At 71.1% G+C, this 14,108-nt stretch carries 9 protein-coding genes and 1 riboswitch; of the genes, 6 read left to right on the top strand and 3 right to left on the bottom strand.

Features of this window, described 5'->3' with window-relative positions; all coding sequences use genetic code 11:
• The first annotated feature begins 285 nt into the window (after nt 1-285).
• The 3 genes from D9V36_RS10015 to D9V36_RS10005 all read left to right on the top strand — a co-directional run bounded on the left by D9V36_RS10015 (nt 286) and on the right by D9V36_RS10005 (nt 4,247).
• Nucleotides 286-669: a hypothetical protein gene (locus tag D9V36_RS10015; RefSeq protein ID WP_129293456.1), complete on the top strand. Its 384-nt coding sequence runs from the start codon at nt 286-288 to the stop codon at nt 667-669.
• A 258-nt stretch (nt 670-927) separates the two neighbouring features.
• Nucleotides 928-1,497, top strand: a complete 570-nt coding sequence (locus D9V36_RS10010; RefSeq protein ID WP_129293455.1) for an ATP-binding protein — start codon at nt 928-930, stop codon at nt 1,495-1,497.
• A 692-nt stretch (nt 1,498-2,189) separates the two neighbouring features.
• The gene (locus tag D9V36_RS10005; RefSeq protein WP_129293454.1) at nt 2,190-4,247 is read left to right on the top strand and encodes a phosphocholine-specific phospholipase C; all 2,058 of its coding nucleotides are present in this window, start codon (nt 2,190-2,192) and stop codon (nt 4,245-4,247) included.
• Between the two features lie 150 nt (nt 4,248-4,397).
• On the opposite strand, the gene metE is transcribed toward D9V36_RS10005, so the two are convergent.
• Nucleotides 4,398-6,722 carry a 5-methyltetrahydropteroyltriglutamate--homocysteine S-methyltransferase gene (metE, locus tag D9V36_RS10000; RefSeq protein ID WP_129293453.1) on the bottom strand — a complete coding sequence of 775 codons (2,325 nt, stop codon included), beginning with the start codon at nt 6,720-6,722 and terminating at the stop codon, nt 4,398-4,400.
• A gap of 171 nt (nt 6,723-6,893) precedes the next feature.
• Nucleotides 6,894-7,081, bottom strand: a riboswitch (cobalamin riboswitch).
• 335 nt (nt 7,082-7,416) lie between these two features.
• Here metE and D9V36_RS09995 point away from each other — a divergent pair.
• Complete coding sequence (locus tag D9V36_RS09995) at nt 7,417-7,860, top strand: hypothetical protein (RefSeq protein ID WP_129293452.1); 444 nt, start codon at nt 7,417-7,419, stop codon at nt 7,858-7,860.
• 32 nt (nt 7,861-7,892) lie between these two features.
• On the opposite strand, the gene D9V36_RS09990 is transcribed toward D9V36_RS09995, so the two are convergent.
• Nucleotides 7,893-9,074 (bottom strand): L,D-transpeptidase family protein, encoded by a 1,182-nt coding sequence (locus D9V36_RS09990; RefSeq protein ID WP_241720782.1) that lies wholly within the window; start codon nt 9,072-9,074, stop codon nt 7,893-7,895.
• A gap of 568 nt (nt 9,075-9,642) precedes the next feature.
• Between D9V36_RS09990 and D9V36_RS09980 the strand changes: the two genes are divergently transcribed.
• Together D9V36_RS09980 and D9V36_RS09975 are read left to right on the top strand one after the other, a co-directional pair.
• The gene (locus D9V36_RS09980) at nt 9,643-10,947 is read left to right on the top strand and encodes a streptophobe family protein (protein ID WP_129293450.1); all 1,305 of its coding nucleotides are present in this window, start codon (nt 9,643-9,645) and stop codon (nt 10,945-10,947) included.
• A 396-nt stretch (nt 10,948-11,343) separates the two neighbouring features.
• On the top strand, nt 11,344-12,990 hold the full coding sequence (locus D9V36_RS09975; protein WP_129293449.1) for a nucleobase:cation symporter-2 family protein: 1,647 nt from the start codon (nt 11,344-11,346) through the stop codon (nt 12,988-12,990).
• 102 nt (nt 12,991-13,092) lie between these two features.
• Here D9V36_RS09975 and D9V36_RS09970 read toward each other — a convergent pair whose 3' ends face one another.
• Nucleotides 13,093-13,818: a transcriptional regulator gene (locus tag D9V36_RS09970; RefSeq protein WP_241720781.1), complete on the bottom strand. Its 726-nt coding sequence runs from the start codon at nt 13,816-13,818 to the stop codon at nt 13,093-13,095.
• Nucleotides 13,819-14,108: the final 290 nt, after the last annotated feature.

The following is a 14,108-nucleotide window of genomic DNA, read 5'->3' as shown; positions in this document are numbered from 1 at the left end:
GGTGGCTCTCCTCGCGTCGTCCGAGTGCGGTGATCCCGTACGTCCGTACGTGCGTGTGGCGTCCACCGGATGATCCGTCCGGGCCGGTGCCCGTGGCAACCATGTGGGTCCGGACGGCTCAGCGGCGCGTGTCCGGATTCCGGCCTCCGCCCCCGCTGCCGTCCGGCCGGTGATCCTTGCCCCCGGCTTCGCTCGCCTGCGGGTCTCCGGTCGCACACACCGGTCCGTGGGGCGAGCCTGGAAGCGTTCGGCTCCCGGAGGACGGCCGCAGAGGAAGGTCCCACAGTGAACAGCGCGAAACCGGCAGGCACGCAGCATGTATCGGCCGAGGTGGTGGTGGAACTGGAGAGCTGCGCGACGCAGGACGCGCATGCCGTCTTCAGCGCACTGCGCACCTCCTTCACCTCCGACCGGGCGGCGGACGACGTACCCGAGGAGGTCGCCGGGGCGGGCTCGACCGTGTGGACCTCGACCTTCGACGTGAGCGACCGCAAGTCCGCGGCCGAGCCCCGCCGGCTGACCGCCCCCGTCCTGGTCAGCCTCCAGGGCGGCTACTGGGCCGTCGACGAGCTGTGCAAGGGCCTGGAGTCCGCGTTCGCGGTCCATGTCCTCGGCACGGCGGCCGGTGACCAGGAGAAGGAAGTCGAGCTCCGGCTGGAGACCCGCTAGACGGGGGCGGGGCGTACCCCTGAGGAAGCCGGGAGGGTGTCACCGCGGTGCACCACGAAGGCCCGGTCCGCGGCCGCTGCGGACCGGTCGGGGCGGGCCGTGTCCGGGGGTCCGGCGGCCCAGGATCTGTTGCGGAACCCGCCCCGTGGGGTCACCATGACAAATGACCCATACATGATAAATGCTCACTCTTCGTGTTTCGGGGTTCGTTGGTCCAACGAGGTGAAGGGCGTGAGCCTCGCGGTGAGGAGCCACGACATGACACTTCCCGGCGACCGGCACTACACGGTCGAACTGCATGCTTCGGCGGAGCGTGTGCCGCAGATCCGGCGGATCCTCGCCGCGCACCTGCGGTACTGGGATCTCGAACTGCATATCCCGCCCGTGTGCCGGGGAGTGGCGGAACTCCTGACCAACGTCCATCGCCATATCGGCCCGGACGCCCGGTGCGTCGTCGAACTCCGCTGGAGCGGCCGCCACCTCACCGCGTCCGTCGCCGACGAGGGTCCGCGGCTGCCGAGACTGCGCTCCGCGGCCGGCGGCGGACTCTCCACCGTGGCGGCGCTCAGCGACAGTTGGGGCACCTGCGGCACCCCGGACGGCAAGGTCATCTGGTTCACCCGCCGGGTCGAGGCGACCCGCAAATCCCGGCTGACCAGCCGCACTCCGCTGCGCAGCGTGCCCGATGCGAAGGGGCAGCCGGCGGTGCCTCCGGCGGTACCGGTCGAACCGCTCGTCGAGCCCGTACCCGAGGCCGCACCCGAGGTCGCCGCCGCGGCCGCCGCCGAGGCCGCCCCGGCGTCGTCGTCCGGGGTGCTGGTCGTCTGACGCACCTCCGGTCCCACCTCCTCGCCCGGCCCGCCACCGGCCCGCCGACGAGGCGCTGACGCCGACCGCTGTCACGCCTCGCGAGCGGGCCGGCAACCGTCCGCCGGGCCACCCACGGGCGGCGCGCCTCACCGCTGCCCGGGAGCCACCGCCGCCCGGGAGCCACGGTCGCCCGGGCGCGGCGCTGCGTGAGTACGGCGCTGCCCGGACCCGACACCCGCGCTCCCGCCCGCCCCGCACTCCCGCCGCCCCGCACTCCTGCCGACCCGGCAGTTGAGGAATCGCCCCGCTCCAGGCCCTGACCCACCCCGCGTTGCCCCGCCCCGCGTTGCCCCGCCCCGCGTCGCCCTGCCCTGATGCCGCCCCGCGCTGCCCTGCCGTGATGCCGCCCGGCGGACGCGCGGACGCGCCGCCGTGCCTTGCCCACCTCTCGCCTCCGGGCCCCGCCACCGCCCCGCCCACCGCGCCGCCGTGCCCGGATTCCTCCGGAATACCGGTCCGCCCCGCACGACCAGGGAGTTCGTCGCGCGTACGGCGATGTGTCACACCTGGGACACCCCCCCTTCCCCGGGCGCCGTTCCTCTTGGAACACTCTGCAGACCCGGTTTCCTCACAGCTCCCGGTGCCACCGCACCGCATCGATCCCCATATCGCGAACGCCCCCACACACACGACATGAGGTCCCCAAAGTCATGGCTGAACTGAATCGGCGCCGTTTCCTCCAGATAGCCGGCGCCACCGCGGGCGTCTCGGCCCTGTCGGGCAGCATCGCCCGTGCGGCGGCCATCCCCGCCGCACGGCGCTCCGGCTCCATCAAGGACATCGAGCACGTCGTCGTCCTGATGCAGGAGAACCGTTCCTTCGACCACTACTTCGGCTCGATGAAGGGCGTACGCGGCTTCGGCGACCCGCGCCCGCTCATCCTGGACAACGGGAAGTCCGTCTGGCACCAGCCGGACGGCTCCACGGACGTCCTGCCCTACCACCCGGACGCCGAGAACCTCGGCATGCAGTTCATCGAGGGCCTCGATCACGAATGGGCCGGCGGCCACAAGGCCCGGAACAACGGCAAGTACGACAACTGGATCGCCGCCAAGACCACCGGAACGATGGCGCACCTGCAGCGCAAGGACATTCCGTTCCACTACGCGCTCGCCGATGCGTTCACCATCTGCGACTCGTACCACTGCTCGTTCCTCGGGGCGACCGACCCCAACCGCTACTACATGTACACGGGGCACGTCGGCAACGACGGTTCGGGCGGCGGCCCCGTCCTCGGCAACGAGGAGGCGGGCTACAGCTGGACGACGTACCCGGAGCGGCTGGAGAAGGCCGGGATCTCCTGGAAGTTCTACCAGGACATCGGTGACGGCCTGGACGCCAACGGCAAGTGGGGCTGGATCGAGGACGCCTACCGCGGCAACTACGGCGACAACTCGCTGCTCTTCTTCAACCAGTACCGCAACGCCAAGCCCGGCGACCCGCTCTACGACAAGGCCCGTACCGGCACCAACGCCAAGGCGGGCGACGGCTACTTCGACCGCCTCAAGGCCGATGTGAAGGCCGGCAAGCTCCCGCAGGTCTCCTGGGTGGCCGCCCCCGAGGCCTTCTCCGAGCACCCCAACTGGCCCGCCAACTACGGCGCCTGGTACGTCTCGCAGGTGCTGGACGCGCTCACCTCCAACCCCGAGGTGTGGAGCAAGACCGCCCTGCTCGTCACCTACGACGAGAACGACGGCTACTTCGACCACGTCCTCCCGCCGTTCCCGCCGGCCTCCGGCGACGAGGGCAAGTCGACCGTGGACACCTCGCTCGACTACTTCGGCGGCAACGCCAAGTACGCCGCCGGCCCCTACGGCCTCGGCCAGCGCGTCCCGATGATCGTGGTCTCCCCCTGGAGCACCGGCGGTTACGTCTGCTCCGAGGTCTTCGACCACACCTCCATCATCCGGTTCCTGGAGCGCCGCTTCGGTGTGCACGAGCCGAACATCTCGCCGTGGCGGCGTGCCATCTGCGGCGACCTGACCTCCGCCTTCGACTTCGGCCTGGAGAACACCAAGCCGGCCGCGCTCCCGGCCACCGACGGCTTCCGGCCGCCGGACAAGGACCGGCACGACAGCTATGTGCCGAAGCCGCCGGCCAACCCCGTCCTGCCCAAGCAGGAGCCGGGCTCGCGACCCTCGCGTCCGCTGCCGTACGCGCCGCTCGTCGACGGGAGTGCCACCCCCTCCACCGGGCGGTACACGCTCACCTTCAGCGGCGGCGACAAGGCCGGTGTCTGCTTCACCGTCACCGGCGGCAACCGCACCGACGGCCCCTGGACGTACACCACGGAGGCCGGCAAGAAGATCTCCGACACCTGGAACACCCAGTACTCCAAGGGCACGTACGACCTGACGGTGTACGGCCCGAACGGCTTCCTGCGCACCTTCAAGGGTGACGGCAAGAAGGCAGGACCCGAGGTGACCGCCCGCCACGACGCGACCGCGGGACGCGTCGAACTCACCCTGACCAACCACGGCCGCACCGACTGCCACCTCACCGTCACCCACGCCTACGGCGGGGCGAGCGAGACCTACACGGTCCGTGCGGGCGCCACCGTCAAGAAGCCGGTGGACCTGCGCGCCAGCAAGCGCTGGTACGACCTGTCAGTCAAGGCCGACACCGACGGCGCCTTCCTGCGCCGGTTCGCCGGCCACGTGGAGAACGGCGAGCCGGGCGTGAGCGACCCGGCGATCCTCACCGGCTGAGCGGACGGGCGGCGGGCGGCGGCAGCGGACTGTGTCCACCCCGCCCGCTGCCCGTCACCCGTTCGCGGCTCGGGAGGCGTGCTCGCCGCGCCCATGAGGACCGGGCCGTGGCCGGCACCCGCACGGGCGCCGGCCACGGCCCGCCCGCCGTCAGGAAGCCGTACCGGGCAGGCTCCCGCGGACCTCGCGGGCCGCGGCGACCAGGTTCTCCAGGGCGGCCCGCACCTCGGGCCAGCCGCGGGTCTTCAGGCCGCAGTCCGGGTTGACCCACAGCCGTTCGGCCGGGATGGCCTCAAGTCCCTTGCGCAGCAAGGCCGTTGCCTCGTCCACCCCCGGTACGCGCGGCGAGTGGATGTCATACACACCGGGACCCACCTCGCGCGGATAGCCCGCCGTGGCGAGCTCCCCGGCGACCTGCATATGGGAGCGGGCCGCCTCCAGGCTGATGACATCGGCGTCGAGATCGTCGATGGCCCGCAGGATGTCGCCGAACTCCGCGTAGCACATATGCGTATGGATCTGGGTGTCCGGACGGACCCCGCCGGTGGTGAGGCGGAACGCCTCGGTGGCCCAGGCCAGGTATCCGGCGTGGCCTGCGGTGCGCAGCGGCAGGGTCTCGCGCAGCGCGGGCTCGTCGACCTGGATCACCGACGTGCCCGCCGCCTCCAGGTCGCGCACCTCGTCGCGCAGGGCGAGGGCCACCTGCCGGGCGGTCTCGCCCAGTGGCTGGTCGTCGCGGACGAAGGACCAGGCGAGCATGGTGACCGGGCCGGTGAGCATGCCCTTGACGGGCCGGTCGGTGAGCGACTGGGCGTAGGTCGTCCAGCGGACCGTCATCGGTCCTGGCCGGGAGACGTCCCCGGCCAGCACCGGCGGGCGGACGTAGCGGGTGCCGTAGGACTGCACCCAGCCGTGCCGGGTGGCGAGGTAGCCGGTGAGCTGTTCGGCGAAGTACTGCACCATGTCGTTGCGCTCCGGCTCACCGTGCACCAGGACATCGAGACCGGCCTTCTCCTGGAAGGCCAGGACCTCGCGGATCTCGGCCGCGATGCGCTCCTCGTAGCCCGCGGTGCCGATCCGCCCGGCCCGCAGGTCGGCCCGGGCGGTGCGCAGTTCGGCGGTCTGCGGGAACGAGCCGATGGTGGTGGCCGGCAGCAGCGGCAGCCCGAGGTGGGCGCGCTGGGCGGCGGTCCGCTCGGCGTAGGGCTGCGAACGGCGGCCGTCGGCGTCGGTGACGGCCGCGGCCCGGGCACGCACGGCCGGGTCGTGGGTGAGGGCGGAGTGCGTACGGGAGGCCAGGTCGGCGCGGTTGGCGGCGAGTTCGGCGGCGATGGCGCCGGTGCCCCTCGCCAGACCGCGCGCCAGCGTCACGACCTCCGCGGTCTTCTGCCGGGCGAAGGCCAGCCAGCGGGCGATCTGCGGGTCGATATCGCGCTCGGCGGCGGCGTCCAGCGGGACGTGCAGCAGCGAGCAGGAGGTCGACACATCGACCCGCTCGGCCAGGCCGAGCAGCGTGCCCACCGTGGCCAGCGACTTCTCGAAGTCGTTGATCCACACATTGCGGCCGTCGACGACACCGGCGACCAGCCGCTTGCCGGGCAGCCCGCCGACCGCCGCCAGCTCCCCGAGGTTGCCGGCCGCCGCGCCGGTGAAGTCCAGCGCCAGCCCCTCGACGGGCGCCTTCGCCAGTACCGGCAGCGCCTCGCCCAGCCGGTCGAAGTACGAGGCGACCAGCAGCTGGGGGCGGTCGACGAGGGCGCCGAGGTCGCGGTAGGCGCGGGCCGTGGCGTTCAGCACGGCGGGGGAGCGGTCCTGCACCAGCGCCGGCTCGTCCAGCTGCACCCAGGTGGCGCCGGCCGCCCGCAGGTCGGCAAGGACCGCGGCGTAGACGGGCAGCAGCCGGTCGAGCAGCGTCAGCGGGTCGAAACCGGCGGCCACACCGGGCGCGGGCTTGGCCAGCAGCAGATAGGTGACCGGCCCGACGAGGACCGGGCGGGCGGCCAGACCGAGCCCCAGCGCCTCGGTCAGCTCGGCGACCTGCTTGGCGGAGTCCGCGGCGAAGACCGTGTCCGGCCCCAACTCCGGTACCAGATAGTGGTAGTTGGTGTCGAACCACTTGGTCATCTCCAGCGGCGCCACCTCCTGTGTGCCGCGCGCCATCGCGAAGTAGCCGTCGAGGGCGTCGTCGGCGACGGCGGCGCGGTGGCGGTCAGGGACGGCGCCGACCATGACGCTGGTGTCCAGCACATGGTCGTAGTACGAGAAGTCGCCGGTCGGCACCTCGTGGACACCGGCCTCGGCGAGCTGCCGCCACGTGCCGCGGCGCAGTTCGGCGGCGGTGGCGCGCAGGGCGTCGGCGCCGACGCGGCCCTTCCAGTAGCCTTCGACGGCCTTCTTCAGTTCACGGTTCGGCCCCTGACGGGGGTAGCCGTGCACGGTGGCGCGTGCTGCCGCGGCTGCGGAGGTGCTGGTCACGGAACTCTCCTTCGCGAGTATGTCTCCATGGACCCCGGGACGGGTCGAGGACGCGAAGGAACGGCGATCCGGACGGGCCCCGGCGCCAACAAGCCGGACGTACCCGTCTGATGTCCGCCGACCCGCCCTCGAGGTCACCGAGATCTCCCCGCGCACCGGTCGCACGGGGGCACTGGCAGGTCTTCGGACTCGCGGGCACATCCGCCAAGGGCGGACATCTACTGGCCGTCGCTTCCCAGACCCGGCCGGGCCCAGTGCGTATGACGGCGGTCGTTCCCACTCACCGCTGCGGGGCAGTCCCGGACTTCCACCGGGTTCCCTCTTACGACGCACCTGCCTGGCGGACAGGGCGAACCAGTTGCCCGCCCACCCTAGGGCATGGCTCCCCGGCGATGTCTCCCCGAGGGAGATCCGCTGACCGGCAAGCGAGATCCGCTGGCCGGCTACTGCCGCCGCCACCGTCCCGCCGCGCACGGAACCGGCTGTCCGCCCCTCACCTGTCCGCCCCCCCACCTGCCCGCCCGGTACGCCGAACGCCGCCGCCCGGATGGCCGGGTGGCGGCGTCTGCGGTCTATTGAGGTGTGTGCGGCCCGACGGGACCGGGCCGGCCGGACCGGAGGCCCAGTGGGAGCCCCCCCGGCTCACCGTCCGCTGCTTCGGCTACGGCCGTCCACCGAGAGGCTTGGAGAAGCCGTGGCACCAGACAGCTCCCGGTCGCACCGCGGCCGGACGGCCGCCCGCGGCACGGCACGGCTGCTGGCGGCGGCCGGCCTGGCACTGGACGCCTATGTCCACGCCCGGCTCGCCGGCCGCTACGACGGGGTCACGGCGACCATCAGCCAGGGTCTGCTCTTCCGCATCGAGGCCGCGCTGGCCGCACTCGCCGCCGTGCTCGTGCTGGTCTGGCGCCGGCCGGCCGCCGACACCTTCGCCTGGCTCGTCGCGACCGGCGGACTCGCGCTGCTGCTCCTCTACACCTATGTGGACATCGGTGCGCCGGGACCGCTGCCGGACATGTACGAACCGGGCTGGAGCGCCGACAAGAAGCCGGCGGCCCTGGCGCAGGCCGTCGCCGCCCTGGCCACCGCCTTCCTGCTGCTCACCCGCACCCGCGGCCTTGCCAGGCAGCGCAGATGACCGGCGGAACGACGGCCGTCCGGGCCCCCGGGTCAGTGCTGCAGGGCGCTGCGCTGCTGCCACTGCGTCCAGCTCTCCTGCCAGACCTCCAGGCCGTTGCCGACGTCGGTCTTGTTGGTGTTGCTGGTGCCCTTCACCTCGACGGTGGAGCCGATGGACAGGAAGTCGTAGGCCCTCTTGGCGTCCGAGGTGGACATACCGAAGCAGCCGTGGCTGTTGTTGACCACGCCGAGCGACTTGTTCCACGGGGCGGAGTGCAGGAAGGTCCCGGACGCGGTGAGGTGGGTGACCCACTTGGAGTCCAGCATCCACTCGCTGCCGTGGCCGATGGTGGCGGAGTCCATGGTCTCGGCCGCGTTCTTGCTGCGTACGGTGTGCACACCGCCGCGGGTCGGGTCCTGCGGGGAGCCCGCGGAGCCGGTGATGGTGCCGACGCTCTTGCCGTTCTCGTACATGGTCAGCTTGTGCGCGGGCACATCGATGACGGCCTTGTGGTCGGGGCCGATGCGGAAGCCGAAGTTGTAGTCCCGGGCGAACCAGCCGCCGTCGTCACCGGAGTTGATCCCGGACAGTGCGCCCTTGACGTCGACCTTGGTGCCGGTGGGCCAGTAGTCCTTGGGGCGCCAGTCGATCCGGTCCTTGCCGGAGTAGTCCTTGACCCAGCCCCAGGCACCCTCGACCTTCGGCTGGGTGGTGACCTTCAGCGCCTTCTCGATCTCGGCGCGCCGGTCCTTCGCCACCGGGTGGTCGAAGAGGATCGATATCGGCATTCCGGTGCCCACGGTCTGCCCGCCACCGGGGGTGTTGGTGAGCTTGTTGACCTTGCCGGCCTGCTCCGTGGTGAATTCCGAGGTGGCGGCGGACTCCTTGCCCTGCGCCGACTTCGTCTTCGTCCGCACGGTGTAGGTGGTCTGCGGCTTGACCTTGCCGTCCGACTTCCATGACGTGCCGTCACCGGCGAGCTGCCCGGCGACCGTGCCGCCCTTGTCGTCCTTGACCTCGACCGAGACGAGCTTTCCGTCGTCGGCCCGCACGGATATGTCCGAGCCGAGCTTGACCGACTTGCTTCCGGCGGCCGGGGTGACGGTCACCTTCGCCGCAGGCTGGTCCGCCTTCGGCCCGTCGGCACCCGGCCCGCACGCGGTCAACAGCGTCCCCGTCGCTATCAGGGCGGGTATCAACCGTACGGAGTGGCGGCGTGATCCGGCGTACACGGGGGTCCTTCCCAAGCAGAACAACTGACGGTGGCGGAGCGCGGCCCTGTGCGGGGTAACCGCCAAGGGCTGCCATGCCCCACCGCATAGGCAGATGCGCTGTGCGCTTCGGTGGTTGTCCGGTGCACCGGGTTATTAGGACACAGTTCGATATCGGGCCTGCGGGGGAGTTGGGAGAGCGGGGGAGCGGGGAAGCCGAAGAACCAGGGAGCGGGAAGGCGGAGGGTGTCCTTCCGGCCGCCCGCCGCTTGGCGCCGTCCACAAGCGGGGTGGCGCGCCGGTGCTTACGGTGGTGTGTGCATGCGGTGCGCGTCGTGCGTCCCGTGCGAGTCGTGTGGCCCGTGTGCGCCGTGCGCCCTGTGCATCCCGTGCGTCCCGTGCATGCCGTGCATGCCGTGGATCCCGTGGATCCCGTGCCTGCCGTGGGGAGGTGCCGGAGAGGTATCGGCGCCGCCGTTCCGCGATTCCTGTCCCTTTCCCCAGGCATCTCCTCCAGGCATCGGCCAAGGTGGTGGTGTCCGCCCAGACAGACCGTCAGTACGCGGTCCGGTGACCGGCAGGAGAGAGCGTGAGCCAGATGCGAGGCCCGGCGGCGGCCGGTTCGCCGGGTCCGGTGCGGCGCCGCGGCGCACCGCCCGAGGTCCGGGCCTGGGCGCAAGCGCTCGGCGCGGCCGTGGCGGGCATCGTCACCATGATCGTGGTCGCCGCGCTCGGCCTGTGGGCGGCGGGCGCGGCGGACCTTCCCGGCGGGGCGTTCCCCTCGGTGGTCGCGGCCACGGTGCTGGTCGCGGCCGGCGGTTCGGTCGGTCTCGCCGGCGACGTCGGCGGCCTCGCGCAGGCCGATGCCGCCCTGGACGTCGTACCGCTGTCGGTCACGCTCGCCGGTGCGCTGGTGACCGCCGCCGTCTTCCTGCTGCCGCTGCGCCATCGGGCGGTGGCCGGCACCGGGGAACTGCTCGCCCGGGTCGCCCGAACGGCGGTGTGCTGGCTGGTGCTTCTGCTGCTGCTCACGCTCGCCGCCCGGCACAGCTTCCGGATCTCCGTGGGCAACGCCCTGGCCGACCGGCTCGGCGCCGAGCTGGGCGCCACCCCCGCCATCGGCTTCCGCGCCGATGTCCCCGCGACGCTCGGGGCCGGACTGCTGTGGATCCTGGCGGTGCTCGCGCTGACCTTCCTGGTCTCGCGCCGGGCCCCGCTCTCTCCCGGGCTGCTGCGCTTCCAGGACTCCGTACGGCCGCCCGCCTTCGCCATGCTGCTGACACTGCTGTGCTACGTCGTGATCGGCCTGGTCATCGGCATCGTCGAGCTCATCACCGAGGACCGCCCGGCCGAGACCTTCGCCGTCCTGTTCCTCGGACTGCCGAACCTCGCCTGGATGGCGCTGGGCATCGGCACCGGCGGAGCCTGGACGGGGCATGTCGACAAGGCCATCGGACTGCCCCTGCCGCACGTCCTCGACCAGGTGCTCCGCGCCCATGGGAAACGCACCCTCGACCTCGGCGCGCTGGCCCGGTACGACGGCCGGGCCTGGCTCCTGGTGGCGGTGGCGGCCGTGGTGCTGCTCGTTGCGGCCTTCACCGCGGCGGTCCGTTCCCCGGCCCGGCGGCCGGCCTGGCGGCACGCCGTCGAGATGGCCGTGGCACTGGCCCTCACCCTGTTGGCCGTCGGCCTGCTCACCCGCATCTCCGCCCACTACGGGCTCTCCCTGATGGGCCTCGGTGATCTCAGCGGCGATCTGGGCGGCGAGGTCACTCTGGAGCCGCAACTCCTCCGGCTGGTGGGCGCCGGCCTGGCCTGGGGGCTGGTCACCGGCTTCCTCGGCGCCTTGCCGGCGCGGCGCGTACGCCATCCGGGCGAGGTGGAGAAGCCGTAGCGGCAGCCGGCGCCGCGGAAGCCGGCGTTCCGGGGACGCCGCCGCCCACACCGTCAGCCGAAGCGCACACATCCCGCTCCCCAAAACGGGGATTTCAGGCCATGATCCCGCTTTATCCGAGCGAATACGACCGGCTACTCGCGAGGAACGGCGCAGGTCAACTAAGGTGAACGCTCCGATTAGTCCCCTTGTGAATTCCATGGAAATGCCGGAATTTACTGCGCTGATCGAAGGAAGTCCTGCCGAATCAGGACACACCGTGCAGCGCAGGGCTACGTGGTGTCGGCAACACCGCTCAACGTCGGCTTTGTAAGACCCAGCCGGCCCGTCCGCCCCCCCGGAACGCGACGGCGCCGGTTCCTTCTTATTCACCTACCTCGCGAAGGCAAGGCAGAGATGGCACGAGTCTCCCGACAAACCCCCCAGCAGTACTCCGGCCGGCAGGCCCACCCCGTCGACGAGGTACTGCCCGTCGCCAAGCTCACCCTCTACGGGTTTCAGCACGTCCTCGCTTTCTACGCGGGAGCGGTGATCGTCCCGATCATCGTCGGGAACGCCCTGGGCCTCTCCCATGAGGAGCTCGTCTATCTGATCAACGCGGACCTGCTGACCTGTGGTGTCGCCTCGATCATTCAGGCCCTCGGCGTCTGGAAGATCGGCGCCAGGCTGCCGCTGGTCCAGGGCGTCACCTTCACCGCGGTCTCGCCGATGATCGCCATCGGCCTGGGCGCCGGCGGCGGCACCGCGGGACTGCTCGTCGTCTACGGCGCGGTGATCACCGCGGGTATAGCGACCTTCCTGTTCGCGCCGTTCTTCGGCAAGCTGGTGAAGTACTTCCCGCCGGTCGTCATCGGCACGGTCCTCACCATCATCGGCCTCACCCTGATCCCGCAGGGCCTGCAAGACGCGGCCGGCGGCGCGAAGTTGATCGGGCACCCCGGATACGGCGATCCCAAGAACCTCGCCTATGCGCTGGGCACCCTGCTCTTCATCCTGGTCGTGGTCCGCCTCGGGAAGCCGTATCTGAGCAGCCTCGCCGTGCTGCTCGGTCTGGTCGCCGGTACCGCGGTGGCCTGGCTCCTGGGTGACGCGGATTTCGGTGCGGTGAAGGATGCCGACTGGTTCGGTGTCAGCACGCCCTTCCACTACGGCATGCCGAAGTTCGAGCTGTTCCCGATCATCGCCATGGTCGTCGTCATGCTGATCACCATGGTGGAGACGACCGGAGACGTCTACGCCATCGGGGAGGTCACCCGTAAGAAGGTCGACAACGCCACGGTGGCCAACGCCCTGCGCGCCGATGGAGCCGCCACCATTCTCGGCGGAGTGTTCAACTCCTTTCCCTACGCGGCCTTTGCGCAAAACATCGGCCTGGTGCGGATGTCGAAGGTCATGAGCCGGTTCGTGGTGGTCGCGGCCGGCGGTTTCATGATCGTCTTGGGGCTGCTGCCGAAGGCGGGCAGCGTGGTGGCCGCGATTCCGCATCCGGTGCTCGGTGGTGCCGCGATCGCGATGTTCGGCATGGTCGCCGCGGTCGGCATCCAGATCCTGGGCAAGGTGGATCTGCGTGAGGAGCGCAACGCCCTGATCCTGGCGGTCAGCCTCGCCGCTGCGCTGCTGCCCAACGCGGTCGCGCCGTTCTTCGAGCGGATGCCGGAGGACATCCGGGCGGTCCTCAACAGCGGTATCACGCTGGGCAGCCTGACCGCCGTGCTGCTGAACCTCTTCTTCAACGTCTTCACCCGCCGCAGCACGATGGAGATCGACTGGGACGACATCGAGGGCGACGAGCCGGAGGAGGCGCACGGACCGCTGGGAGCGCACGAGCCGGCCGGCGCGCACCGGCCGGCGGGCCCGTTCCCCCCGCAGGGCGCGCACGCGCCGCAGAGCCCGCACGCGCCGCAGAGCCCGCACGCGCCCCAGGGTCCGTACACCCCGCAGGGCCCGTCCACGCAGCAGGGCCACTACGACCCGCAGGGTACGGGCAACCCGCAGGGCCCCCACGGTCAGCAGGGCCCGCACTGGGGCGCCCCCGGCAACTGACGTCGACGGCCGCGTCGACGTCCGGGCCAACGGCCGCGGGCGGGGAGGAACGGCATCCCGGTTCCTCCCCGCCCGCCGGCGTCCGCCCCCGTGCCGTTCCCGTCAGTGGGTGGCCACGGAGTTGAACGGCGGCGCTTCGCCCGCATCCCCGATCAGGTCCCAGAAGTGGTCGACCAGCCTGCGCAGATACGCCGAGCGCTCGGCCGCGACCTCCTTGAGCCGGAAGTCGTCGTTGCGCGCCACCACATGCCCCATATAGCGCTCGGAGAACTCCGCGAACTCCGCATGCATGGTGCGCAGGGCATCGCTCACCCGGGTCTTGTTCAGTGTGGTGATCTTCGCGATCGCCCCCACGTGCCCCTTCCAGCGCCCCTCGATGGCCGACCGCAGATGCCCGGCCAGCTCGTCGTTGTGCCCCATCACCCCGATCAGCTTCCGCAGCGACAGCCCCAACGCCTCCACCAGTGCCTTGGTCTGCCGGTAGTCGCCGCTCCACTGCTGCGTCGACTCGGCCGCCCAGTACACGGCCGGATCCATCCCGATCAGCTGGGCCAGCCGCCCCACGCTCAGTTGGCGGGCCATCCGGTGTTCGCCCAGGGTCCGGGGCTCGACGCCCATCAGCACCGTCGGCGGGCACCACAGGACATCGGCCAGGGCGAAGAGCTGTGCCTCGGACGGCGCCTGCGCGCCGTACTCCCAGGCCTCGATCAGCTCGGGACGGACCGGTACGCCGCATGCCGTCATGGCCTGGGCGACCTGAGCCGTACTCAGGCCCACCCGGGCCCGCGCGGATCTGGCCTCTGCGGAGGAAAAGGGAGTGCTGTACACCTACGGGACACCTCGCTGCACCCGGCGAACGGGGGGTGCTTGTGGGGAGAGGAGATGGAGGAACATCCAGGAGCGGGCAGATTAACAGATGGTCGATAGGTACGAATCTACAGTTCCCCGGCGAGGCGAAGGCGGGCAAGAGTCGCGAGGGTGGACGGGCGGGAGATGTGTGCCATCTGTCCGATTTCGCGCATCAACCGGCTTACTGGGTATAGCCGATGCCTCGGCGCTTACCGGGCGGTAGCGGTTCTTGATGCCACACAGACGACGCAGCGTAATAAGAGCGTTAC

The organism is Streptomyces lydicus (assembly GCF_004125265.1).
Taxonomy (GTDB): domain Bacteria; phylum Actinomycetota; class Actinomycetes; order Streptomycetales; family Streptomycetaceae; genus Streptomyces; species Streptomyces lydicus_C.
Note: the sequence above shows the minus strand (reverse complement) of the source record. Positions and strands in the feature narration are given on the sequence as shown.